Origin of the sequence: Halolamina salifodinae (assembly GCF_017874235.1) — an archaeon.
Taxonomy (GTDB): Archaea; Halobacteriota; Halobacteria; order Halobacteriales; family Haloferacaceae; genus Halolamina; species Halolamina salifodinae.
Window position 1 is genome coordinate 172,300 of sequence record NZ_JAGGLC010000005.1, and the last position, 23,629, is coordinate 195,928.

The window sequence follows — 23,629 nt, forward strand, 5'->3', positions numbered from 1 at the left end:
ATGGTTCGACACGACACCGCGACCTGCCCGGACTGCGACAGCCTGCTCTGGTTCGGGACTAAGTCGGAGGGGAACGGCTGGGCCGTCTACTACGAGTGTACGGCCTGTGGCTTCGAGCGCCGAGCGGGGAGAATCGCGATGGCCGACGTCGACGACCGGGACGCCGTCTGGGAGCGCGCCGAAGGGATGGGCGAGCAGTTCTGAGCCCTACACGACCCCACGCTTCCGAAGCCGTCCCCGAACTGAGTCGGCGACCAGCGCCCCGAGTATCCCCTCGATGCCCAGCAGCGGCATCAACAGGAAGAACGTGACCATCGTCGGCCCGGTGAACATGAACGTGAGCACGGAGTCGGCGCCGTACCCCCGGACAATCGAGAGCGCGATCCCGTAGCAGGAGATCGTCGTCACGAGCAGTGCCGCGCCGCCGACAGTCGCGAGGAACGCCTGCTTCATCAAGGGGGCGTAGTCGTGGGCGACGGCGCCGGTGACGAGGCCCCCCGGCACACCCCCGAGCAGCAGCCACGGGGAGACGTTCTGGACGGTATCCAGCGCCAGGACGATGGACGGCGCGCGGAGCGCGTGGACGGCGAGCACGGCGCCGATCCAGAGGACCGTCGCGGCCGCCCCGGCCAGCACCGCACGAGCGGGGACCAAGTTCGAACGCATACCCAACCCGTTCCGCCGCGCCCCAATAAACGAATGGGTGGCCACCACGCTCTTCGGCGTCCAATGCGTCCGGACGGCTATGGTCGACTTCGAGATCACCAGGCGGAAAGCGCTCGCGGGCGCCGGCGCAGGGGCGGCGGTGGGCGGTGCCGCCCTGTTCGGTGGCTCGGTGCTGGGGAGCGACTGGGCGACCGCCGACACCGACACGACCGAGACGCTCCACGACGTGAGCGGGACGGCAACCTCCTCCTTCGCGGTCGGCGACAACGGCGTCGTGCTGGAACGCGGCGACGGCGGCGCGTGGCAGACCGTCGTCGACAGCGGACCGACCGGCGACGGCCGGGACCTGCTCGCGGCCGACGCCACCGACGACGGCGAGCGACTCTGGTTCGCGGGCGCCAGCGGCGCCGTGGGCGCACTGGACGTGAGCGAGGGCAACGCCGGGCCGACGGACTACTCCGCGCCGACTGACAGCACCGCCAACTTCGACGGCCTCGCAGTCACCGGCGCGGCCGGCGAGGAGCACGTCTACCTCACCGACCAGTCCGGGCAGGTGTTCGCCTCCCACGACGGCGGCGAGTCGTGGCAGCGCACCACCCCCGGGAGCAGCGCGTCGATGCCCGCGGTCTCCTTCTACGGCGCCCGTGCCGGCCACGTCTGCGACACCGACGGGACCGTCTTCGCCACGACCGACGGCGAGACGTGGAGCGAAATCGGCGTCGAGGACGCCGACGTGAGCTACTACGGCATCGACGGCACCGCGAGCGACGACGTGACCGTCGTCGGCGGGAACGGCACCGTCCGGACGTACGACGGCGAGACCTGGAGCGAGACGAACGTCGGCGACGCGCGGCTGAACGCAGTGACGACCGGCAGCGAGCACATCGCCGTCGGCGCCAGCGGCGCGGTGTTTCAGGGCGAGGACTGGGTCGGCGTCGCGACGCCGACTGACGAGAACCTCCACGCGGTGCTCACCGGCGAGCGATCCATCGCCGTCGGCGCTAGCGGCACCGTGATCGAGCGATAGGGCGCCGGCTTCGCACCCTTTATACGCGGGGACCGAGGAGTCGCTCCCCATGACCGGCCCGTGGGCGGAGTGGGACCACGTCCTGAAAGTGGACCCCGACAAGGAGCTACACGACGACGAGACGTTCGAGGACGTCGCCGCGACAGGCACCGACGCCCTCGAAATCGGCGGCACGATGGACGTGACCAGCGAGAAGATGCAGCGCGTGGTCGACGCCTGCGCGGCCCACGACGTGCCCATCTATCAGGAGCCGTCGAACCCCGGGGTCGTCATCGACCACGAGGCACTGGACGGCTATCTCGTCCCCACAGTACTCAACGCGGGCGACCCGTTCTGGATCACCGGCGCACACAAGGAGTGGGCCCGGATCGACGACGACCTCGACTGGGAAAACACCCACACCGAGGCGTACATCGTCCTGAACCCCGACGCCTCCGTGGCGACCTACACCGAGGCCGACTGCGACCTGACCGCCGAGGAGGTCGCGTCCTACGCGGGCGTCGCCGAGCGCATGTTCGGCCAAGAGATCGTCTATCTCGAGTATTCGGGCACCTACGGTGACTCGGAGACCGTCGCGGCCGCCAGCGAGGCCGTCGACGACGCGACGCTGTTCTACGGCGGCGGCATCCACGGCTACGAGAGCGCCAACGAGATGGGCCAGTACGCCGACACCGTCGTCGTCGGCGACCTGCTCCACGACGAGGGCGTCGACGCCGTCGCCGAAACCGTCGCGGGCGCGAAGGACGCCTGAACAGCGCCCGAGCGAGGTACCACACCGCAGCCTGTCGAACGGCGTATTCCGAGGAAGCCAGCCGCTCGCCCCCGAAACACGGCGTTCGAGCGAACTCTCTGGCATGCAGAACCGAACCTACACGGGAGACGTGGACGCCGGCGAGGCGGCCACGGTGGCCGGCTGGGGGATGGGCGCCGAGCGCCTCGTGATGACGATGCTGGATCTGGACAACATCCGCGAAGCCGTGCTGTTCCTGCACGACCGGCAGCGACTGCGCCCTGTCGGCCAGAATCACCAACCGAGAACGGCTCTCAAAACCGTCCCGACAGCGACGGCTTACTCCGCGTCGGCGTCGACGGGGTCGGCGTCGCCCTCGTCGTCGTCCGACGCGTAGTACTCCTCGGTCACCGTCACCCGGGCCCGCTTGATCCGGGTGGTGTCGACCTCCTCGACGCGGATGCGGACGCCGTCGTACTCGATGGTCTCGCCCTCCTCGACCAGGCGGCCGGCGCGGTTGAAGATGAAGCCCGCGAGCGTCTCGAACTCCTCGCCCTCCGGCAGGTCGAGTTCGAGCGCCTCGTTCACCTCGTCGATGTTTACCTCGCCGCGCACCATCGCCGTGTCGTCGCCGACGAACTCGATGGCCATCTCCTCGTCGCCCTCGAGGATGTCGCCGACGATCTCCTCGACCATGTCCTCCATCGTGATCAGCCCCTCCGTGGTGCCGAACTCGTCGATGACGATCACCATCCGGAGGCGGTTCTCCTGGATCTCCTCCAGCAGTTCGTCGACGTTCTTCGACTCCGGAACGTGGAGCGTGGGCTGGACGATGTCCTCGAGCACCGGCTCACCCTCGCCGTAGTGGGCCGCCCGGACCAGATCCCGGATGTTGACGACGCCGATGATGTTGTCGAGGTTCCCCTCGTAGACGGGGACGCGCTCGTGGTCGGACTGGACACACTCCTCGATGGCTTCCTCGACGGTGGCGTCTTTCGGCACCGCGGTCATGTCCAGGCGCGGGGTCATCACCTCCTTGGCGATGGTCTGGTTGAACCGGAAGATGCGCTGGAGCATCTCGCGTTCCTCCTCGTCGATGACCCCTTCGCGCTCCCCCGTCTGGATCATGTTCTGGATCTCGTCGCGGGTGACGTAGGAGTCCTCGATGGCCGAACCCCCGCCGGTGATCCGGTTGATCACCTGCGTGAGGTAGTCGAAGACGACGATCAGCGGGAGCAGCAGGCGCTCGGCCCACTTCAGCGGCCGGGCGATACGCAGCGACCACGACTCGCTGTGCTCGACGGCGTAGGACTTCGGCGCGCTCTCGCCGAACAGCAGCACGACCGTCGTGATGCCGAACGTCGCCGCCAACACGGCCTGTCCCTCGGAGAGGTAGAAGGTGAACAGCCACGTCGCAATCGAGGACATCGCGACGTTGGCGATGTTGTTGCCGACGAGGATCGTCACCAGCAGCCGGTGGGGATCGGCGAGGAGATCCTGGACGAGCGAGGCACCGGGGACGCCCTCCTCGACGAGGGAGTCGACGCGGTGGCTCTCGAGCCCGAACATCGCGATCTCCGAGGACGAGAAGAACGCGGAGAACCCGATGAGCACGATCAGTAGACCGACACCCACCGCGGTGGTGAGCGGGTCGGCCTCCTGCGAGCCAGTTTGCAGAACGCCCCTGCTAAGGGCGGGGATAACCGTGGGAAGCAAGCCCATTTCCAGTCGGGCTTGTTCGGGGTCCGGATTAAGGGTTCCCCTCCCGGCGGCGTACGCAGCGTTTACGCCGGTCTGGGGCGACAGTTCGGCGTCGATCCAACGCGACCCCGTGCCGTCGCCGACGGTTTTACGCGCTGGCCGCCCCAAGCAGTCGGTATGACCGACGAGCCAGCAATCACGCTCTACCGGCTACAGGCCTGCCCGTTCTGTGAACGGGTGGTCCGGAAACTGGACGCGTACGGCCTCGACTACCGGTCGCGGTTCGTCGAACCGATGCACGCCAACCGGGACGTGGTCAAGCGCATCAGCGGCAAGCGCTCGGTGCCGGCCATCGTCGACGAGAACACCGGGCTCACGATGTCCGAGTCGGGCAACATCGTCGAGTACCTCGAGAAGACCTACGGGGGTGAGGCCTGATGGTGATGGGTCTCGACTTCGACGTCGTCGACCTGCCCGCCGCCGACTACCCCGAGGTGGGCGACACCGCCCCCGACTTCACGCGCCCGCTGGTCAACGAGGAGTTCTGGGAGGACCGCTCGCTTGCCTCGTTGACTGAGGAGGGCCCGGTCCTCCTCGTCGCCCACCCGATGGACGGCGCGTTCCTGGCAACGTACGTCTGGAACGAGATCGACGACCGCGGCTGGGCCAACGACGTCGAGGTGATCGGCCTCTCGATCTCCTCGCCCTACGAGCACAAGGACCTGCTCGCCGAACGCGGCGAGGATGCCCGGCTGTTCTCGGACCCCGGCGCCGGCGTCGCCGCGCAGTACGGCATCGAACGGGACCTCGACGGCATGACCGGCGTCACTGAACACCGGCCCGCCGCCTTCCTCATCGACGAGGACCAGACTGTGCAGTACGCGTGGGTCGCCGAGACGTGGCCGGACTTCCCGGACTACGACGCGGTGGAGGCGGCCATCGAGGACCTGTAGGCCGAGGTTACCTGCCAGCGGGTTTGCCCGGGAACGTTCGACCGCGCGCTTTTTTCCCGCCGACCTCCCAGCCCGAGTATGCGCGACGACATGATTCAGGCCACCAGCATGCTCGCGATGGGCGAACTGGCGGTCTACCCCACCGACACCGTCTACGGCCTCGGCGCCGACGCCATCGCCGCCGACGCCGTCGAACGGGTGTACGACCTCAAGGGCCGCTCCCGGGACGAACCGCTCTCGATGGCCGTGCCCGACGTGGACGCGGCGCTCGAACACGTCGAGGCGAGCGAGCGCGAGGAGGCGTTCATGCGCGCGTTCCTCCCCGGCCCGGTGACGGTGGTGCTCGAACGCCAGTCCCACGTCCCGGACGTGCTCACGGCCGGCAAGGACCGCGTCGGGATCCGCATCCCGGACCACGATCTCGCGCTGGACCTCCTCGGGGAGTTCGCGCCGATCACCGCTACCAGCGCGAACCCCAGCGGCGAGGCAAACGTCCTCGACCCCGACGAACTCGACCCGCAGATCCGCGAGGGCGTCGGCGCCGTCGTCGACGCCGGCGAACTGCCGGGCGGCGAGAGCACCGTCGTCGACCCCGGGAGCGGCGAGATCCACCGCCGCGGCGCGGGCGCCGACGAGGTGGAAGCGTGGCTGGACGAGCACTGAGCGGCGGTTCAGAGCCCCAGTAGCGACCGGAGCGACCGCGTTTTCACTCCGCACTCCCCGCGGTAGTCGCAGGTGTCGCACTTGGCGTCGTCGCTGATCCGCGGCGGCGGCCCGTCGAGGTTTCTCACCGTCCGGAGCAGTTCCCGGTAGCGGGCCTTCTTGCGCGTGGTGAGTCTGACCGGCCGGACGACGCCGACCGCCGGGTACTCGACGAGCGCCCGCGGGACCTCGCGCTCATGCTCCCACGCGAGCGCCTTCGCCAGCGCGACCGCGCGAACCGACTGGGGCCCCCAGACGCCTTGAGGCGGCGGGACGCCGCCGGAAACGAGTACGGGGATCGGTGCCTCCTGCTCTTCGCCGCCAAGGAGTTTGTGCGCGACGCCGCGGCAGTCCTTCCCGTGCAGCAGCGCGTTTCGCTCGGCAGGGTCGACGAGGCGGTCCCAGAGCGGGTCGTCCGCGAGCGAATCGAGATTCTCGCGGTATTCAGGAGGTGAGACGGCGAGCGGGAGTTCTCGGAGAGCGGCGTCGCTGGCGGTTCGAAGTTCCGGATACCGGAACGCCAGATTCCGGCGTTCGAGCACCTCGGCTGGCGGCTCGTGGTCCTCGCGCTTCCGGGCGTAGTAGAGTTGGCGCGGGCAGTACGCGGCGCGGCCGAGGTCACTCGCGGCGACAGTGTCGGACACGGGACGGGTGGTCCCGCTATCGTACCTAAAAGCTCGCTATAGCTGGGTGTTCGTCTCGATGTCCTCGGCGGCCTCCTCGAGGCCGGTCTCGTGGGCGTCGCCCGTGTGGCTCTCTCGGAGGTCGGCGTCGGTCAGCAGGTCGGCGAACTGGGCGGTGAAGCGGTCGTTCGCGCGCGTGGACCGGAGTTCGGCCTCGACGACGCGAGAGTAGTGCTCGACGGCCTCGGTGTCGGCGTCACCGTCTAGCCGGTCGGCGCGCTCCTCGAGAGGAACGTCGTCGACGATCAACTCACGAAGGTCCGCAAGCGGGAACGTGGCGTCGCGGTCGGAGTCCCGAACGAGGTGAAGGTCCACCCGGGCGAGGAACACCGTCTCCTCGTCGGCGTCGACAGCCTCGGCGATCTCGGCGTCGCTCTCGTCGCGGTAGAACCCCATCACGACCCGGACGAGCGCGTCGTCGTCGAGCCCCGACTCGAACTCGTAGCGTTCGCGCATCTCCGCGACCAGTTCGGCGATCCGTTCCTCGGCATCCTCGGCCGTGACGTCCGAGAGGTCGCCGCGGTCGGCCTCCTGGCGCTCCGTGACCGACTCCTCGCCGGTGGTCTCGACGAACAGGTCCCGGAGCTCCTCGGTTTGTTCGTCCATTGACTCGAACGAGGGCCTGTGGCGGAATAAGGATGTGGGTGGCCGTCTGTAAACCGTAGCGTTAAGGTGGGTTTACGAGAACCGTCGGGCGTGTCTACTGCAACTGATTCGGTCGACCTCGTCGGCGACGACGTCGTCGGCAACCTCGTCCGCGCGGCGCTGCTGGCGGCGCTGATGGGGGCGTTCGCGTTCGTCTCGTTCCCGAACCCGCTGAACCCCGCGGTCCCGGTCACCGCGCAGGTGCTGGGTGTGTTCCTCGCCGGGATCTATCTCGGCCCCGCGTGGGGCGGGTTCGCGATGGCGCTGTACGTGCTGGCCGGCGTGCTCGGCGCCCCGGTGTTCTCCGGCGCCAGCGCCGGCCTGGGTCAACTGTTCGGCCCGACCGGCGGCTATCTCCTCTCGTACCCGTTCGCCGCCGCACTGATCGGGGCGCTGATCCACGGGACCGACGGCCTGGCCGACCCCGAATCGGTCTCGCTCCCCCGACTCGTCGCCGCGATGGCCGCCGGGACGGTCGTCATCTACGGCTTCGGGATTCCGGTGTACTGGTACTACCTCGACACGAACCTCGTCGCGGCAGTCGTCGGCGCCGGCCTCGCGTTCGTCCCCGCCGAACTGGTGAAGATGGCCGCCGCCGTGGGGATCGTCCGCTCCGAGGAGGTACAGGCGACCTGACGTGCTCGATATCGACTCGCTGACCCACCGGTACGGCGGGGAAGACGACGACGGCGACGCCGCCGTCGACGACGTCTCGCTCACGATTCCCGACGGCCAGTTCCTCGTGCTCTGTGGCCCCAACGGCTCCGGGAAGTCGACGCTCGTCCGGCACCTGAACGGCCTGCTCGAACCGGACGCGGGCCGGGTGCTCGTGAACGGGACCGCGGCCGCCGAGGACCCCGTCGCGGCCCGCACGGCCGTCGGGATGGCGTTTCAGGAGCCCCGCGACCAGTTCGTCGCAGCCACTGTCGGCGGCGACGTGGCGTTCGGCCCGGAGAACCTCGGCCTCTCACACGACGAGATCGACCGCCGAGTCGCGCGGGCGCTCGATGCGGTGGGCCTCAACGGCCGCGAAACCGACCGCATCGAGACGCTCTCGGGCGGCGAGCGCGAGCGCCTCGCGGTCGCGGGCGCGTTGGCGATGGAGCCCGATCACCTCGTGCTGGACGAACCGTTCACGGGGCTCGATTCGCCCGCCCGCAAGGGGCTGCTCGACCGCCTGCGGGACCTCCACGCCGACGGCACGGGGCTGATCGTCGTCACCCACGACCTCCGGGATCTGCTCTCGGACGCCGAGCGCGTGGTCTGTCTCGCCGACGGCGCAGTGGTCGTCGACACCGAACCGGCGGACGCGGCCGCGGAACTGGAACAGTACGGCGTGCGCGTCCCGGACCGACGGACCACCGACTGATGCTCGGCTACGAACCCGGCGACACGCCCGCCCACCGACTCGACCCGCGGACGAAGCTGGCGGTCCAGCTTTGCTTCGCGGTCGCCGCGTTCGCTCACACGGGTCCGCGGGGGCTCCTCGTGCTGACCGGCGTGACCGCGCTGGCGCTCGCGAGCGCCCGGCTCTCGCCGGTTTCGGTGCTGTGGGACTACCGCTTCCTCCTCCCCCTGCTCGCGGCCGCAGTGCTGTTCGAGTTGGTGACGCTCGGCCCGCCGTGGGTGGATCCGGCTGCTGCCGTGGACCCCCTGCTCGCCAGCTACCGGACCCTGCTGATCGTCGCCGTCGCCGCCGGCTACGTCCGGACGACGCCGGCCCGCGAGTCCCGCGCGGCGGTCCAGTGGGCGATCCCGGGGAAGGCTGGCCGGCTTTTGGGTGCGGGTGTGGGGCTGGTGTTCCGCTTCTTGCCGCTGCTGCGCCGGGATCTCGCGGCGATCCGGGACGCCGAGACGGCACGGCTCGGGGATCAGCGGCCGACGCGGGAGCGACTGGCGACCGTCGGCGCCGCCGGCCTCCGTCGGGCGTTTGCCCGGGCGGATCGGCTGTCGACGGCGCTGTCGGCGCGATGTTTCTCGTGGAACGGGACGCTGCCACGGATCCGGTTCGGCGTCGTCGACGCGCCGGCGCTGATGCTGGCCGCCGGACTGGCCGTCACGGCGGTCGTGTGAGTTCGCTCGCAGTCGGCAGGATTTTGCCGGCGGCGGCGTAGCACTCGGGGTATGATCGCACAGACGCGCGAGACGTTCTGGACGATATCCCCGACGGGGAAGGCGGCGTTCTACTTCCTCGCGGCGGCGGCGATACTGGTGTTCGCCGTCGGCGTCTACGAACGGTTCCAGCGCTACACGCAGGCAAAGGAGGACCCGTTCCCGCGGCTGGACGACCTGCCACACCGGGTCGTCGACGCCGCTGGGACGGTGCTCTCGAACCGGAATCAGTTCGACCGGGACCGCTACGCCGGCGCGATGCACGCCTTCATCCTCTGGGGGTTCCTGACGCTGCTGATCGGGACGACCATCCTCGGATTCGACATCGACGTCTACCGGACGGTGATGGGCGCCTCGTTCTTCCAAGGCGAGTTCTACCTCGCGTACTCGCTGGTGATGGACGCGATGGGGCTGCTGTTCGTCGTCGGCGTCGGCATGGCCATCTTCCGGCGCTACACCGAGCGTGAGGGTCGCCTCTGGGGCAAACACACGAGCCTCGAGGACGACGCGTTCGTCTGGACGCTCTTTGCCTTGGGCCTCGGCGGCTACATCCTCGAAGGCCTGCGCATCCGCGCGACCGGGTTCCCCGATTTCGAGTCGGTCAGCTTCGTCGGCTACTTCGTCGCGATGGTCATCGAGGCCGTCGGTATCGGCGCCGGCGGCGCCGAGGCGCTCTACTGGTGGGGCTGGTGGTCCCACTCACTGCTCGCGTTCGGCTTCGTCGCGTTCGTCCCCTACGCTAAGCCGTTCCACATGATCTCCAGTTTCGCGAACGTCGTTGTCCGGGACGAGAAAGCCGGCGCGCGCCTGCCCTCGGTCCCCGCCGATCTCGACGCCGACACCGGCGCCGAGTCCATCGACTCGTTCACCTGGAGCGAGACGCTGGATCAGGACGCCTGCACGAAGTGCGGGCGCTGTTCCTCGGTCTGTCCCGCGAACGCCTCGGGACGGAACCTCGACCCGCGTGACGTGATTCTCGACCTGAAGAGCTACCGCGAGGACGTCGACGCCGGCGGCGAGGAGGTCGACATCATCGCCGACGGCGGCGAGTCGGTCATCGATTCCAGCACGATGGAGTCGTGCCTCTCCTGTATGGCCTGCATGGACGCCTGCCCGGTCGATATCGAGCATCTGACCAGCTTCACGAAGATGAACCGCGAACTGGTCGACACGGGGCAGGTGAACTCGGAGATGCAGGACGTGTTCCAGGACGTGATGCAGAAGGGCAACACCTTCGGCGACCCGAACCGGAAGCGCGGCGACTGGTCTGATGAACTCGATTTCGAGGTCACCGACGCCCGCGAGGAGGAAGTCGAGTATCTCTGGTACGTCGGCGACTACCCGAGTTTCGACGACCGGAACAAGAAGGTCGCTCGCGCGCTCGCACAGGTGTTCGAGGCGGCGGACGTGAGCTTCGGCATCCTGTTCGACGACGAGAAACACGACGGCAACGACATCCGCCGGGTGGGCGAGGAGTTCCTCTACCTCGAACTGGCGGGCCACCATGTCGAGTCCTTCGAGGACTGCGAGTTCGAACAGATCGTCTGCACCGACCCACACTCGTTCAACACGATCAAAAACGAGTACCCGGAGATCGACTTCGCGGAGTTCGCCGACGACCCCGTGATGCCGTTCGACTACGACGAGGAGTGGAACCAGAACGGCGAAATCGGCGTGTTCCACTGGACGCAGGTCGTCGCGGATCTGGTCGAGGCCGGCCGGCTGGACCTCTCGGGCGCCGATCTGGACTACACCGTCACCTACCACGACCCGTGTCACCTCGGCCGGTACAACGGCGAGTACGAGGCCCCCCGCCAACTCATCGAGGCGACTGGCTGTGACCTCCACGAGATGCCCCGCAGCCGCGATGATTCGTTCTGCTGCGGTGGCGGTGGTGGCGGCCTCTGGATGGAGTTCGACGACGAACCCAAACCCAGCGAGGAGCGCCTGCGCGAGGGGATCGAGGACACCGCCGCGGGCGCAGAGATCGAGAAGTTCGTCGTCGCCTGCCCGGTGTGTACGACGATGTTCGAGGACGGCCGCAAGACGGGCGGCTTCGAGGACGACCTCGAAATCGTCGACGTGGCCGAACTGCTGTTCGAGGCGCTGGAGGAGACCGGCGGGCTGGCGTCGACGGCCGCCGACGAGGGCGCGGCACCCGCGAGCGCGGACTGATCGGCGGTACACCTTTTCCGTAGTCGGGGTGTTCGTTCGGGGGATAATCCGCCCGAAGAAGATTTATACCGTAGGCCGTCGAACGGGACGTATGGAGGAACCGCGTGAAGAACGCCGCGCCGACGCGGAGGAGCGAGCCGACACCCCCGATTTCGACGCACTCACTGACCCGGCCGACCTCGTCCGGGGGGAACGGACACGAGACGACTTCTTCGACGCCGTCCTCGGCCTCGCGGCGCCGACGACGGTGAGTGATGTCGCCGAGCGTGCTGGCCACGGCGTCGACGCCGCCAGAGAGTACTTGGAGTGGTTCGAGGAGGTGGGCATCGTGACACGAGTCAGCGACTCGCCGTCGACGTATCGGCGGAACCAGTCGTATCTGAACTGGCGGCGTGTCCAGACGTTACGGAACGAGTACACGACGGATGAGTTGCTGGAGTTCCTTGAGACGGAAACCGACCGAATCGACAGGTTCGTCGAGGAACACGGGGTTTCCTCGCCCGATTCGGTTTCAGTGTCCGAAGAGACCGTCGATACCGACCGCTCCGTCAAATCGGTCTGGAACGACCTCTCGAATTGGCGGACTGCACAGCGTCACGTGATGCTGCTCGAACGGGCGCTCTCGTCAGAGCGAGGCGAGACAGCCGACCGACGTCCGGCCACATGACTGGCGGAGACGACGCCGGTTCGCCCGATGTAGCATCGAATGCGCCAATCGATGCGGATCTTCTCGACGTCTTCTACGAGCGCCTCACCACCGACGACCGGTTCGTCCGAATCGACGAACAGCCCGAATACGCACCTGAGCGTGTCGTCTGTATCTACGAGACGCGCTTCTACCCGAAGACTGTTCAGCAAGCCCGACTGGAGATCGTGTGGTTCGAGAACGGCGATTTCTCCCTCCACTATCACGAGGACCACGAGGACGGGACGTTCAACCAGCGGTGGGACAGACACCCATCGGGCCACAACGAGCGCGAGCACGTTCATCCCGGGCCTGACGCACCGACCGTCGGGGACGACACGTCATATCCTGCCGACTGGCGAGACGTTCTCGCCGACGTGCTCGGTGAAATCGAGAGCCGGCAGCGGGCGTTCTGGGAGCCCGAGTAAACTGTCAGCTGTTCCATCTCTCGACCGTGCCGATTGAACGAGACCGCCACAGACGCCGGGCGGTGTTCAGATAATCGGGTCAAAAAGGAAACTGCATCTGTGAATCAGCCGGCATTCCTGGTGGCCTGCGGAAATCGGAGATTTCCGGGCGACGGAAACGGCTCGCCGTTTCCGTAGATTGAAAGGGCGAGGCGTTCGCCGGGCGGCGCCGCCGCCCGGCGGCTAGAGGGAGCTCTGCTCCCTCCGTGCTCGGCGAACCCCGGCGAAGTAAGCACGTGAGCGACTGGAAGGAGCGAACGCGCACAGCGAGCCGCGGGAGCCGAGACAGCCGAGGGCTTTCAGCTGTTCCCACCACTTCTGCTGGTAGAAACTCCTTATCTGAACACTACCCAGACGCCGCACCACACGCGTTTTACCCCTTCACCGACAAACCCGTCCATGACCGACCCCGATTCGCTCTCCGTCACTATCGTCGACGGCTACGTCGACGAACCGGCCCACTTCGGGGTGCCGCCGTACATCTCCACCTACCCCCGGTTCACCGCCGGTGCGCTCGTCGACGCCGGCGTCCCCCGCGAGCAGATCACCTACCACACCATCGACGAACTCCGGGAGGACCGGATGAAGTGGGGCGACGTCTCCCAAGCCGACCTGTTCATCTACGTCGGCGGGATGACCGTCCCCGGGAAGTACGTCGGCGGCACCCCCGCCGAACCCGACGAAGTGAAGGAACTCGCCTGGACCGCCAACGGGACGACTCTGCTCGGCGGCCCCGTCCGCTTCGGCGTCGGCGAGGAGAACTCCGGCGCACAGGACATGGAGCGCAAGGACCTCGACTACGAGTTCGTCGCCAAGGGCGACATCGAGGCTGCGGCGTACGACCTCGTCGACTCCGGACTGGAGGGGTTCAACGACCGGATGCGGGACAACGACGAACTGGACCGCTGGGCCTCGGCGGGCGCGTTCGTCGTCGAGCAGCACCCCAACCACCCCGACTACCTGATCGCCGAACTGGAGACCTCCCGCGGGTGTGCCTACCGCTGCTCGTTCTGTACCGAACCGCTGTACGGCAACCCCGCGTTCCGGAGCCCCGAGTCGGTCGTCGAGGAGGTCGACCGCCTCTCGGATCACGGCCTCGAACACTTCCGTATCGGCCGGCAGGCCGACATCCTCGCCTACGGCGGCGACGGCGAGGCACCCAACCCCGAGGCGCTCCACAACCTCTACGCCGGGATCCGCGAGGTGGCGCCGAACCTCCAGACGCTCCACCTCGACAACATGAACCCCGTGACGATCACGGACTATCCCGAGGAGTCGCGGGAGGCTATTCGCATCATCGCCGAGTACAACACGCCCGGCGACACGGCTGCGTTCGGCCTCGAGAGCGCTGACCCGGTCGTGCAGGAGCAGAACAACCTCCTCGTGACCGCCGAGGAATGCCTGGAGGCAGTCCGCGTCGTGAACGAAGCCGGCGGCTGGCGCCCCGACGAGAACCGCCTCCCCAAACTCCTGCCCGGGATCAACCTCGTCCACGGCTTGCAGGGCGAGCGCCCGGAGACGTACGACCACAACCGCCGGTTCCTCCGGCAGGTGTACGACGAGGGGCTGATGCTCCGCCGGATCAACATCCGGCAGGTGATGGCCTTTGCCGGCACGGAGATGGGCGACACCGGCGCCGACATCGCGAAGGAGCACAAAGCGCAGTTCCAGGAGTACAAACAGGAGGTCCGCGAGCAGGTGGACAACCCGATGCTCCAGCGCGTCGTCCCCCCCGGGACGGTGCTCCCGAACGTGCATCTGGAGTACCATCAGGACGGCAAGACGTTCGGCCGCCAGCTCGGGACCTACCCGCTGCTCGTGGGGATTCCCGGCGAGCGCGAACTCGGGAAATCCATCGACGTGGCCATCGTCGACCACGGCTACCGCTCGGTGACGGGTGTGCCGTACCCGCTGGACGTGAACGCGGCGTCGATGGACGAACTCACGACGGTTCCGGGCGTCACCGACAGTCGCGCGGGCGACATCGTGGTCTCGCGGCCGTACGACTCGGTTGCGGAGGTCGCCAACGACGACGGCGTGGACCTGACGCGCTTCGCGACCGCGGGTGATGCTGACGTTGACGTGACGCGGACGTTCGAGCCGAACAGTCGGGCTGATTAGTTGCGGTTTTCGTGGGTATTGCGGCTGCTTCGGCGGATACTGAGCCACCAACGGCAACAGCGTCTCGAGGCTAGACTACTTGTACCGCACCGCTGACCGCTCAGCGGCCTCAAGCCTCCCCAGCCGGTTCGCTCGGGCTTAACCCTCGCTCACCCTCCGAGGGAGCAAGTGGTTCGAGAGAGCGAAGCTCTCTCGGCTGCTAGCCAGAAGGCGCTGCCTTCCTGCGAGGTCGACGAGAGCCGCAGGCTCTCGTCTGCCAATCAGAGATCTCCGATTTCTGATGACCGGGCCTCGTGCCCGGCGCCCGGCGGTCTCTCAGGTGCCAACGAACGAGATGCTGTTGCGGGTGCTGTTCCAGTAGTTCTCTATCAAGAGACAGCGGACCACCAATCACACAAACACGAATAGCGCGTCGTGGAACCTTTAGTCCCACCCACGAAATCCGACCCATGCACGTCGAACGCGTCTCGGTCCCCGTCGAGACTCGCGCCCCAACCGGCGCGACCAACGCCTACCTCGTCGGCGAGTCGCCCGCGCTGCTCGTCGACCCCGCGGGGCGAACCGCCGAACTCGACTCGCTCGTCGCGAACCACGACATCGGCGCCATCGCCGTCACACACACCCACCCGGATCACGTCGGCGCCGTCGCCGAGTACGCCGCCGAGACTGACGCCGACCTGCTCGCCCGCCGGCCCGACCGATTCGCCGACGCGACCGGCGTCGAACCGGACCAGGAAATCTCGGAGGGCAGCGAGATCCACACCGGTTCCGGCCCGGTATCGGTGCTCGATACACAGGGCCACGCCAGCGATCACGTCGCGTTCGAGTTCGACGGCACCGTGATCTGTGGTGACCTCGCAGTCGCCGAGGGAAGCGTCGTCGTCGGCGCCCCCGAGGGCGACCTCCGGGCCTATCTCACCTCCCTCCGGCGGCTCTGGGCGCGGGATCCCGACCGACTACTGCCGGGGCACGGCCCGGCGATGACCGCGGAGGGCGGTGCCGGCCCGACCCCACGCGAGAGTCTCGAACGCCTGATCGCCCACCGACTGCGCCGGGAGCGAGCTGTGCTCGCGGCGATTCAGGGCGGCGCGACCGACATCGACGCCGTCCTCGACGCCGCCTACGAGAAGGACCTCACGGGCGTGCGGGATCTGGCCCGGGCGACCGTGCTCGCACACGTCGAGAAACTGGCCGTGGAGGGGAAGGTCGGCTGGGAGCCCGAACACGGCCGAATCGGGCGGGCGTAGCCGTCAGGACGCCGACGACGTTTTCCGCAGGGATCACCGAGTCCGGCCGTGTCCCTGACAACCGAGCTCGAACGGGCCCGCGGGCTTGACATCGCCGACCTCGCCGACGCCATCGAGTCCATCGGCTTCGAGTGCACGCGCTGTGGCGCCTGCTGTACCAAGGAAGTCGACGAGGAGGGGGAGGTCGAACCCCACACCGCGACCGTGTTCCCCGACGAGGTCCGGACGCTGCAGGAGGCGGCGGGCGGGGGCGGGGGCGGGGAAAACGGCGACGCCGGTGGGGACGAGGACGACGAAAACCGCGAGTGGCGCGACGTTGCCCGGCCGATGCCCTACGGCCTCTCGGAGGGCGAGGCCGGTGAGGAAGGCGAGACGTTCGAGTGGGCGCTCCAGACCGACGCCTGCGGCGACTGCGCGTTCTACGCCGAGGAAGACGGCCGCGGCGTCTGTACGGTCCACGAGGACCGCCCGCTGATCTGTGAGACCTACCCGTTCAGCGTCGCGCTCGACGGCACCGCGGAGCCAGCAGGCGCGCCCGTCGATTCCGAGGGCGTCGTGCGCGCCCACGAGTGCGAAGGGCTGGGTCGCGACATCAGCCGCGAGGAGGCCGAGGAACTGGCCGCGGCGCTGAAAGAGCGAGCGATCCGGGAACTCGAGGAGGCCATCGCGCTGCGCGAGAACTACGAGCCAGTCGAAGCAGGGAGCGGCGAGGTGGTCGTCCACGATTCGGAGGGGGCCAAGCGCCCGGACGGCACGCCCGTCGAGTGACGGCAGCGTGAATCCGGGTTCGCGCAGCCCGTGAGAGCGGTACACATATTACGGAGGCCCGACTGTTCGTAGCCGAGTCTCAGTATGGAAATCTCCGACGAACTCCTCTGTCTGTTCAGTGCGGCGGTGCGGGAAGAAGGCGACCGGTACGTCGTCGAGGTACCGAAACGAGAGATCGAACGCGGGTCGCTGTCGGCCGGCGACACCTACCGGGTCGCGCTGATCGACGGCGAGGCCGGTGGGGACGGCGGCAGCGCCACCACCACGGCGGCCACCGCGGGCGGCGAGACCACGACCGACGGCGAACCCCAGCCACCCGTCGAGAAAGGCGAGGTGCGCTACGTCGAGGTCGAGGACATCGGCAAGCAGGGCGACGGTATCGCCCGCGTCGAGCGTGGCTACGTGATCATCGTCCCCGGCGCCGAGGTCGGCGAGCGGGTGAAGATCGAGGTGACCGAGGTCAAGTCGAACTTCGCGGTCGGCGAGATCCTCGAGGAGTAGCTTACGCCACCCGGGCGTTCCAGTAGGAGACCGAACAGAGCTTCTTGCCCAGCGACGAGCCACCGATGGTGGTGTCGAGCTTTCTGAACTGCCCGGCCATCGCGTCCGGGATCTTCCGGTAGAAGCCGTAGGGGAGGACGAAGTCGTGCTCCGCGTCGCCGAGCTCCAGTCCCGCGGAGTCGAGCAGATTCTCGACCTCGTCGCGGCCGTAGAGATGCGACCCCATCGGCAGCAGGCGGTTGTACAGCACCCGCGTGCTGAAGTCGTTGAACGTGTCGAAGAACACCTGCTCCTTCGAGACGCGGGCCATCTCCGCCATGAACTTCCGGGGGGTGGGCGCGAGGTGGAAAAACCGCATCGCGACCACCGTGTCGAAATGGTTGTCGGGGAAGGGGAGGCGGGCGGCGTCGCCGCGCATGAACTCCACGTGGTCGTCGACGCCGGCCTGATGGGCCTTCGCGCGGCCCTGGGCCAGCATCGCGTCCGAGATGTCCAGACCGACGATGTCGGCGCCGCGCTCGGCCAGCATCACCGTAAACCGGCCGGTGCCGCAGGCGATCTCGAGTACGCTCCGGTCCTCGACGGGTCCGATGGCGTCGAGCACCGCCTGCTTCTCCCGGCGGTCGATCAGGCGGCCGCCGCGGGAGAACCGCTTTGCGTCGTACTCCTCGGCGACGTCGTCGGCCTGGTACCACTCCTTTCCCTTCACGCTATCGGGGATCGAAGGCCGAGCACTAAAACCGTACTGCTTGCCGAACCGCGTGCGGCGTCGATGTGCACCGGTCAGTGCTCGCCCGACTGCCGGTCGAGATACTCGTTCAGCAGCGTCGGCAGGAGCACGCCGACACCGATGACGATCCCGATGCTGCCCCACGTCGGCAGCGTCGTCGCCGCCGAGGCCGCGTAGACGGCGACCAGCGAGAGCGTGATACAGACGGCGATGACGGCGTTCTCGCGGGAGATCATGCGTCGAAGTTGGCGGGCGACGAGAAAGGGCTACCGGCGCTAGCCCGAGGTCATGATCCGGTCGGTCGGGATCTTGATCAGTACGCGCGCGCCGGACTCCTCGCCGTGGTGTGGGTACTCCTCCTGATCGAAGTAGCGCTGGGCGAGTTTGTCGATGTGCTCCTTGGCCCCCTCCTCGGTGAGTTCGGCCTCGCCCCGGACTGAGACGTAGCGATAACCGTCGTCTGGATCCGTGACCGAGAGCGCGACGCTGGGATCGTTGCGGACGTTCTTCTCCTTGCGCCGGCCGCGGGCGGTGTTGACCAGTACGTACTCCCGGTCCTCGTGGTCGACCCAGACCGGCGTGACGTGGGGCGTCCCGTCCGGGAGCATCGTGGAGAGGTGGGCGAACGATTCGGACTCGAAGATGTCGACGTGTGACTCGGGGATCACGTTTCGGGGGATAGCGCCGGTCTCCCCTAAGGGTTCGGTCGGACGCACCCGACCACGTTTTAAGCATCGCCCCAATTTGGGTCACGTATGGATCTCTCGGTCGTGGTCCCGACGCTCAACGGGCGGGACCGACTCGCGGCCAGCCTCGACTCGCTGGCCGCGCGTGCGCCCGACGCGGAGGTGGTCGTCGTCAACGGCCCCTCCGCCGACGGTACCACCGGGATGGTGCGGGAACGCGACGACGTGGACGTGCTGGTGGAGGTGGCCGACCGCTGTATCAACGTCGCCCGGAACGCCGGCATCGCCGTCGCCGAGGGCGACGCCATCGCCCTGTTGGGCTACGATCTCCGGATCGGCGACGGCTGGGTCGACGCGATCCGGGACGGCCTCGCGGCCGCAAGCGCAGTCAGCGGCCCGGTGAACCGTGGCGACCACGAGCACGTCGACGAGGGGCCGGAACAGCGGACTATCGCCGGGCGGGACGTGACCTACTTCAGTGGCGACAACGTCGCGTTCCGCGCGACGACGCTCCGGGACACCCTCGACGGCTTCGACGAGTACCTGCTGACCGGCGGCGCGCGCGACGCCGCCCACCGCCTCGCGGGCGCCGGCGACGACGTGGCGTGGCGCGACGCGATGGCGACCCACCGCGGCGAGGACGGCGACAACGGCGGCCCACAGCCCCACGGCCCGGACGAACACGACCGAGCGTGGAAGTACCGCTCGCTCAGCTATCGGCTGGTGAAAAACTACGGTCCGCGGCCGACCGTCGCGCGGCGCACGCTCTCACACGCGGCCGCCGACGCCGCCGACGCCGCACGGGAAGTGATTCAGGGGGAGGGGACGCCCTCCGGATGGATCGGGAACGGTCGGGACGTGATAACCGGGATGGGCCGCGGGACCGCCGACGGCCTGACCGCGCGGGCCCGCGACCGGAGCTACGCACGCAACCCGAACGGCCTCTCGGTCGAGGAGGAGCGGGCGGTGGCCGTGTACGACTGGCGGTAGTGGAAGTCGGCGACGGACAGCCGACGCTCTCGGTAGTGGAAGTCCGCGACGGACAGCCGACGCTCTCGGTAGTGGAAGTCCGCGACGGACAGCCGACGCTCTCGGTAGTGGAAGTCGGCGACGGACGCAGTCGCGGGTATCGACTCGAACCATCCGACGACGGACGCTTGTGCGACTGTCACGGGCGTGCAAACTGAACACATTCGCCCCAAACAGCCTTTGTGCCGGTCGGAGACCGCTATTTTATGTCCACAACTGGGACAGCGGAGGGCGGAAGCACCGGTACCGGCGACTGGAAGGCGGGTGTCCTCGGCGGCATCGCCGGTGCCGCCGTGATGGGGGCACTCGTGCTCGCGATGAATCCGCCGACCCTCGCGGTGGCGATCCCGTCACTCTACGGCCTCGCACCGCCGGAGAGCGTCGGGGCAGGGCTGTTCGTCCACCTCTCCCACGGCGCCGTGCTTGGGGTGGCGTTCGCGGCCATCGTCGGCACGCTCGATATCGAGTCGACCGGGCGGACCGTCGGCGCCGGCGCCGCGTGGGGCGTCGCCACATGGGTCGTACTCGCCGCGCTCGTGATGCCGGTGTGGCTCTCGGCAGTCGGCTCCCCGGCGAGCCCGCCGTTTCCCAACTTCGCGCCGCCGTCGCTGCTCTGGCATCTCGCATACGGCGTCGTGCTAGGCGGGGTGTACGCCACGACCGAGGGGGAGATCTGAGCCGGCGGGAGGCAGATCAGAGATCCGGCAGCAGCCCCGGCACCACCCGCGCGGGGTTCTTCGTGAACGCACGTCGCATCGCGTCCTCCGGCACGTCGAGGGTCAGAATCGCCATCACGCCGACGTTGGGGTGGACCGAGGGCGCGCCGCTGCCGAACAGGATCCGGTCGGGGTGTTCGAGCAGGCCCCGTTCCAGCACGTCCCGGTCCGGAACGTAGGCGGTGTCGAGATAGAGATGGTCGTGGTCCGCCAGCAGCGAGAGCGCGTCGTCCATCAGCGCCTCGTTCAGCGGGTCGCCGCCGAAGGAGGTGAGGACGACCGGGAACCCCCGGTCTAGGAGGGTGTCGGCGACGGCCTCGGGCGGGAACTGCTCGCCGCCGTGGACGAGTACCGGGTCGCCGACGCTCGCGAGTTCGTCGAGCACCGCCTCGGTCGGGAGGCCGTCGTGGGCCGGGTCGAGCGTGAACCCGTGGTAGCGGTCGTCGTAGGCGTACTGCTCGACATCGCCGGCGGTGGTGTGGTGGGATTTCGGGCGCACGACGGGGTTGATCAGCGGCCCGACGATGCGGTGGACGCGCCGCGGGCCGCCGAGGCGCGCGAACGCCAGGATCGGTCGGTCGACGCTCAGCCGCGCGACGGCGTTGTTGGCCCGGAGGTACCCCTCGCCGCGGGGCGTCCGACCGGGCGAGGCTGCCGCGCGCTCGACGCCGGCCTGGTGCATCTCGCGTTCCAGACGCTCCGGCGAGACCTGTCGACCACGGACGGCGACGGCCTCCTCGTCGGGGTCCAGCCGGGTGTGGACGTCGGCGACGCGGAAGCCGTGTTCCAGCTCCAGCATCTACCCCTCCCTTCCGTGGGTAACGCAAAAAGGGATGGGTCGACCGGGCGCGCTCGCGGGGGCCGCGCCAGCCGGGCTTCTGAACGCTTAACTGCCGGCCACCCGATTTGCCGAGCGATGAGCGACCTCCCCGAGGATTTCGACTGTACGATCACCGACTGGGAGTATATCTACGGGCTCTGTCGGGACGTCGCCGACGACGTACGGGACGACGCGTTCGAACCGGACGTCGTCGTGGCGCTGGCCCGCGGGGGCTGGTTCGCCGGCCGGTGTATCTGTGACTTCCTCGGCCTGGACGACCTGGCCAGCCTGAAGATGGAACACTACGTCGGCGCCGCCCAGAAGACCGACGGCGCCGAGGTGCGCTACCCGATGCCGGAGGGCAGCGTCGAGGGCAAGGACGTGCTGATCATCGACGACATCGCCGACACCGGCGGGTCGATCAAACGCGCCGACGAGTACGTCCGCGACCGCGGCGCCGGATCCGTCCGGACCGCCACGCTCCAACTGCTCGACACCTCCGAGTTCGACCCGGACTACGTCGGCGAGAACCTCGCGGAGTGGACGTGGGTCGTCTACCCGTGGAACTTCATCGAGGACATGGTCGACTTGATCTCCGGGGCGATGGCTCAGGAGGACGACGCCGAACTGTTCGACGAGGAGGCGATCCGGGGCCTGCTCTCCGAGCACCACGGCATCGACCGGATCGAGATGGAGATCGCCCAGCCGGACCGGCTGGAGGAGGTGCTCGACGAGATGGTCTACCGCGGCTACCTCGCGGAGGAGGGCGACGCGTGGCGACTGATCTCCGAGGACGGCGGCGCCGACGAGTAGCGAACCACTCCCACGGCGGGGAAAGCGTCTTTTCGACGCGGCGTGGAGCACAGTACATGAGCAGGCTCCGCTTCGCGCTACTGCACGCGGCCCACGGCGACGAGAACACCAGCCGGAACTTCCGGCGCGAACTCGACGCCGATCTGGCCGAGTTCGACGTGACCGACGGCGAACTGCCCCCGGATCACGCCTACGACGGCGTCGTGATCACTGGCTCTCGCGCCTCCGTCTACTGGGACGAGGCGTGGATCCCGCCGCTGCTGGACTGGACCGCCGAGGCCCACGAACAGGGGATTCCGATGCTCGGCGTCTGTTACGGCCACCAAGCCGTTGCCGAGGCACTCGGCGGCCGCGTCGCCGGCATGGACGAGTTCGAAATCGGCTACAACGAGATCCGTCGGCGGCCCGAGGCCGCCGAGGACGAACTGCTCGCCGGCATCGACGACTCGTTCACCGCGTTCACCACCCACGGCGACGCCGTCGTCGACCTGCCGGCCGAGGCGGAACTGCTCGCAGAGAACGAGCACGGCGTCCACGCGTTCCGCGCGGGCCACGCGTGGGGCGTCCAGTTCCACCCCGAGTACGACATCGCGACCGCCGAGGAAGTGACCGAGGGGAAGCGCGATCAGATCGGCGACGAGCGCGTCGACGCAGTGCTTGCGGACATCACGCCCGCGAACTACGAGGCGGCCTGCGAGGTGAAACGCCTGTTCGAGAACTTCACGCAGTATGCGGAGGAGGTGGCGACCGAGAACGGTATCGAACCGACAGCAACCGACGACTGACGAGGTTTGCTTCCAGGATCCCCTATTTCAAAATACTGATAGGAGAGATAGTCGCCTCGTGTTACATGGCCACGCTGTACGTCTGTGTCGACGAGAGCGGTCGACAGGATAGCGGGCAGTGCTACACCGTGGCCGGCTGTTGGTTCGTCTCCGAAAGGAGAGCAATAGACACACTCGACGGGACGAAAGACAAGCTGATGGAGACGATGTTCGAAGGGGGTCCGAACGAACTTAAGGGATCAAAAGCTGGTCCGGACACACTGAATACGGGAGTTGACTACCTACGGAACGTGGTCTACGAGGACGAATCTATCGAACAGTCCTCCCTCCCGTGGTCAATGAGCTACCCCGTCGGGTTCAGCCTCGTAGCGTTTACTCCAGACACGATTACCGAAACAATTTCGGACTACATCGACAGACTCGATCGCCCGAGAGTAATACAATCGTTCGCCCTTAACGCCGTTCTCAAACCACTCGTACATCCCGAACAGGTCTGTCTGGATGGGTCGATCAGCGACGTTCGAGTGCTTCTGGACTCAACGACATGGGACCAGCCTGCGTCCGACTACGCACGGAGCTGTGGAGAACACCAATCTCGAACTCGAAACGCGTGATAGTCAGAGCGTTCCGGGGATTCAACTCGCAGATATCGCCGCGTACTCGTGGCGGCGGAACTACACGCGGGGTGACTGTGGAACTGCAGCCGGCGTTCTCCACGATTTGCGATTCGCGAGATAGAGCCGAAAACCAGGCAGCCGCCGAAGCCTCATACCCCTTCAGAGAGGGATCATCGCCTCCGGTGCCGCCTGCTGTAACTATAGATACAGCCTATATGGGTAAAAGAGCTTTCCCTCGCATTCAGCCAGA

General features: G+C 67.7%; 29 protein-coding genes and 1 pseudogene. 22 read left to right on the forward strand and 8 right to left on the reverse strand.

Going from position 1 to position 23,629, the window contains the following annotated elements; genetic code table 11:
* Complete coding sequence (locus J2753_RS11915; protein ID WP_209492278.1) at positions 1-204, forward strand: hypothetical protein; 204 nt, start codon at positions 1-3, stop codon at positions 202-204.
* 3 nt (positions 205-207) lie between these two features.
* On the opposite strand, the gene J2753_RS11920 is transcribed toward J2753_RS11915, so the two are convergent.
* Entirely contained in the window at positions 208-666 is a 459-nt protein-coding gene (locus J2753_RS11920) for a hypothetical protein (protein WP_209492279.1), read from the reverse strand.
* 79 nt (positions 667-745) lie between these two features.
* On the opposite strand from J2753_RS11920, the gene J2753_RS11925 reads away from it, so the two are divergent.
* The 3 genes and pseudogenes from J2753_RS11925 to J2753_RS14580 all read left to right on the forward strand — a co-directional run.
* On the forward strand, positions 746-1,693 hold the full coding sequence (locus J2753_RS11925; RefSeq protein ID WP_209492280.1) for a WD40/YVTN/BNR-like repeat-containing protein: 948 nt from the start codon (positions 746-748) through the stop codon (positions 1,691-1,693).
* A gap of 49 nt (positions 1,694-1,742) precedes the next feature.
* Positions 1,743-2,444, forward strand: coding sequence for a phosphoglycerol geranylgeranyltransferase (locus J2753_RS11930; protein ID WP_209492281.1), 702 nt, complete (start codon positions 1,743-1,745; stop codon positions 2,442-2,444).
* A gap of 31 nt (positions 2,445-2,475) precedes the next feature.
* A pseudogene (locus J2753_RS14580) lies at positions 2,476-2,706 on the forward strand (amino acid--tRNA ligase-related protein); the annotation flags it as partial.
* 56 nt (positions 2,707-2,762) lie between these two features.
* Here J2753_RS14580 and J2753_RS11940 read toward each other — a convergent pair.
* Entirely contained in the window at positions 2,763-4,145 is a 1,383-nt protein-coding gene (locus J2753_RS11940; RefSeq protein ID WP_209492283.1) for a hemolysin family protein, read from the reverse strand.
* 156 nt (positions 4,146-4,301) lie between these two features.
* Between J2753_RS11940 and J2753_RS11945 the strand changes: the two genes are divergently transcribed.
* From J2753_RS11945 to J2753_RS11955, 3 genes are all read left to right on the forward strand, one after another.
* Positions 4,302-4,562 (forward strand): glutaredoxin family protein, encoded by a 261-nt coding sequence (locus J2753_RS11945; RefSeq protein ID WP_209492284.1) that lies wholly within the window; start codon positions 4,302-4,304, stop codon positions 4,560-4,562.
* A gap of 5 nt (positions 4,563-4,567) precedes the next feature.
* The gene (locus J2753_RS11950) at positions 4,568-5,077 is read left to right on the forward strand and encodes a redoxin domain-containing protein (RefSeq protein ID WP_209492285.1); all 510 of its coding nucleotides are present in this window, start codon (positions 4,568-4,570) and stop codon (positions 5,075-5,077) included.
* A gap of 78 nt (positions 5,078-5,155) precedes the next feature.
* Positions 5,156-5,740 (forward strand): L-threonylcarbamoyladenylate synthase, encoded by a 585-nt coding sequence (locus J2753_RS11955; RefSeq protein WP_209492286.1) that lies wholly within the window; start codon positions 5,156-5,158, stop codon positions 5,738-5,740.
* An 8-nt stretch (positions 5,741-5,748) separates the two neighbouring features.
* Here J2753_RS11955 and J2753_RS11960 read toward each other — a convergent pair whose 3' ends face one another.
* Positions 5,749-6,423, reverse strand: a complete 675-nt coding sequence (locus J2753_RS11960) for a CRISPR-associated protein Cas4 (protein ID WP_209492287.1) — start codon at positions 6,421-6,423, stop codon at positions 5,749-5,751.
* Between the two features lie 36 nt (positions 6,424-6,459).
* On the reverse strand, positions 6,460-7,068 hold the full coding sequence (locus tag J2753_RS11965) for a conditioned medium-induced protein 4 (protein WP_209492288.1): 609 nt from the start codon (positions 7,066-7,068) through the stop codon (positions 6,460-6,462).
* Positions 7,069-7,158: 90 nt separating this feature from the next.
* Here J2753_RS11965 and J2753_RS11970 point away from each other — a divergent pair, with 90 nt between their 5' ends.
* The 10 genes from J2753_RS11970 (at position 7,159) to J2753_RS12015 (ending at position 17,183) form a co-directional block, all read left to right on the forward strand.
* Positions 7,159-7,743, forward strand: a complete 585-nt coding sequence (locus J2753_RS11970; RefSeq protein WP_209492289.1) for a biotin transporter BioY — start codon at positions 7,159-7,161, stop codon at positions 7,741-7,743.
* A 1-nt stretch (position 7,744) separates the two neighbouring features.
* The gene (locus J2753_RS11975; RefSeq protein ID WP_209492290.1) at positions 7,745-8,476 is read left to right on the forward strand and encodes an energy-coupling factor ABC transporter ATP-binding protein; all 732 of its coding nucleotides are present in this window, start codon (positions 7,745-7,747) and stop codon (positions 8,474-8,476) included.
* Positions 8,476-9,180: an energy-coupling factor transporter transmembrane component T family protein gene (locus J2753_RS11980; protein WP_209492291.1), complete on the forward strand. Its 705-nt coding sequence runs from the start codon at positions 8,476-8,478 to the stop codon at positions 9,178-9,180. The genes J2753_RS11975 and J2753_RS11980 overlap by 1 nt, the downstream gene beginning before the upstream one ends.
* A gap of 51 nt (positions 9,181-9,231) precedes the next feature.
* Positions 9,232-11,394 carry a (Fe-S)-binding protein gene (locus J2753_RS11985; protein WP_209492292.1) on the forward strand — a complete coding sequence of 721 codons (2,163 nt, stop codon included), beginning with the start codon at positions 9,232-9,234 and terminating at the stop codon, positions 11,392-11,394.
* 91 nt (positions 11,395-11,485) lie between these two features.
* Positions 11,486-12,061: a DUF7342 family protein gene (locus J2753_RS11990; RefSeq protein ID WP_209492293.1), complete on the forward strand. Its 576-nt coding sequence runs from the start codon at positions 11,486-11,488 to the stop codon at positions 12,059-12,061.
* Positions 12,058-12,507 carry a hypothetical protein gene (locus J2753_RS11995; protein ID WP_209492294.1) on the forward strand — a complete coding sequence of 150 codons (450 nt, stop codon included), beginning with the start codon at positions 12,058-12,060 and terminating at the stop codon, positions 12,505-12,507. The genes J2753_RS11990 and J2753_RS11995 overlap by 4 nt, the downstream gene beginning before the upstream one ends.
* A gap of 438 nt (positions 12,508-12,945) precedes the next feature.
* Entirely contained in the window at positions 12,946-14,667 is a 1,722-nt protein-coding gene (locus tag J2753_RS12000) for a radical SAM protein (protein ID WP_209492295.1), read from the forward strand.
* Between the two features lie 449 nt (positions 14,668-15,116).
* On the forward strand, positions 15,117-15,914 hold the full coding sequence (locus tag J2753_RS12005) for an MBL fold metallo-hydrolase (RefSeq protein WP_209492296.1): 798 nt from the start codon (positions 15,117-15,119) through the stop codon (positions 15,912-15,914).
* A 48-nt stretch (positions 15,915-15,962) separates the two neighbouring features.
* Positions 15,963-16,682: a YkgJ family cysteine cluster protein gene (locus J2753_RS12010; protein WP_209492297.1), complete on the forward strand. Its 720-nt coding sequence runs from the start codon at positions 15,963-15,965 to the stop codon at positions 16,680-16,682.
* 84 nt (positions 16,683-16,766) lie between these two features.
* Positions 16,767-17,183 (forward strand): TRAM domain-containing protein, encoded by a 417-nt coding sequence (locus tag J2753_RS12015; protein WP_209492298.1) that lies wholly within the window; start codon positions 16,767-16,769, stop codon positions 17,181-17,183.
* Between the two features lies 1 nt (position 17,184).
* Here the strand turns inward: J2753_RS12015 and J2753_RS12020 are convergent, their stop codons facing one another.
* From J2753_RS12020 to J2753_RS12030, 3 genes are all read right to left on the reverse strand, one after another.
* A complete protein-coding gene (locus tag J2753_RS12020) occupies positions 17,185-17,892 on the reverse strand; it encodes a class I SAM-dependent methyltransferase (RefSeq protein ID WP_209492299.1) in 708 nt (235 codons plus the stop codon).
* A gap of 74 nt (positions 17,893-17,966) precedes the next feature.
* Positions 17,967-18,149 (reverse strand): hypothetical protein, encoded by a 183-nt coding sequence (locus J2753_RS12025; RefSeq protein WP_209492300.1) that lies wholly within the window; start codon positions 18,147-18,149, stop codon positions 17,967-17,969.
* Between the two features lie 39 nt (positions 18,150-18,188).
* A complete protein-coding gene (locus tag J2753_RS12030) occupies positions 18,189-18,581 on the reverse strand; it encodes a PPOX class F420-dependent oxidoreductase (RefSeq protein WP_209492301.1) in 393 nt (130 codons plus the stop codon).
* Positions 18,582-18,668: 87 nt separating this feature from the next.
* Here J2753_RS12030 and J2753_RS12035 point away from each other — a divergent pair, with 87 nt between their 5' ends.
* Complete coding sequence (locus tag J2753_RS12035) at positions 18,669-19,589, forward strand: glycosyltransferase family 2 protein (RefSeq protein WP_209492302.1); 921 nt, start codon at positions 18,669-18,671, stop codon at positions 19,587-19,589.
* 245 nt (positions 19,590-19,834) lie between these two features.
* Complete coding sequence (locus tag J2753_RS12040) at positions 19,835-20,305, forward strand: DUF6789 family protein (protein WP_209492303.1); 471 nt, start codon at positions 19,835-19,837, stop codon at positions 20,303-20,305.
* A 16-nt stretch (positions 20,306-20,321) separates the two neighbouring features.
* On the opposite strand, the gene J2753_RS12045 is transcribed toward J2753_RS12040, so the two are convergent.
* A complete protein-coding gene (locus J2753_RS12045) occupies positions 20,322-21,143 on the reverse strand; it encodes an amidohydrolase (RefSeq protein ID WP_209492304.1) in 822 nt (273 codons plus the stop codon).
* A gap of 117 nt (positions 21,144-21,260) precedes the next feature.
* Here J2753_RS12045 and J2753_RS12050 point away from each other — a divergent pair, with 117 nt between their 5' ends.
* The 3 genes from J2753_RS12050 to J2753_RS12060 all read left to right on the forward strand — a co-directional run bounded on the left by J2753_RS12050 (position 21,261) and on the right by J2753_RS12060 (position 23,376).
* Positions 21,261-21,977, forward strand: coding sequence for a phosphoribosyltransferase (locus tag J2753_RS12050; RefSeq protein WP_209492305.1), 717 nt, complete (start codon positions 21,261-21,263; stop codon positions 21,975-21,977).
* Between the two features lie 56 nt (positions 21,978-22,033).
* Positions 22,034-22,762 (forward strand): type 1 glutamine amidotransferase, encoded by a 729-nt coding sequence (locus tag J2753_RS12055; protein ID WP_209492306.1) that lies wholly within the window; start codon positions 22,034-22,036, stop codon positions 22,760-22,762.
* 65 nt (positions 22,763-22,827) lie between these two features.
* Positions 22,828-23,376, forward strand: a complete 549-nt coding sequence (locus tag J2753_RS12060; RefSeq protein WP_209492307.1) for a hypothetical protein — start codon at positions 22,828-22,830, stop codon at positions 23,374-23,376.
* Positions 23,377-23,629 lie beyond the last annotated feature (253 nt).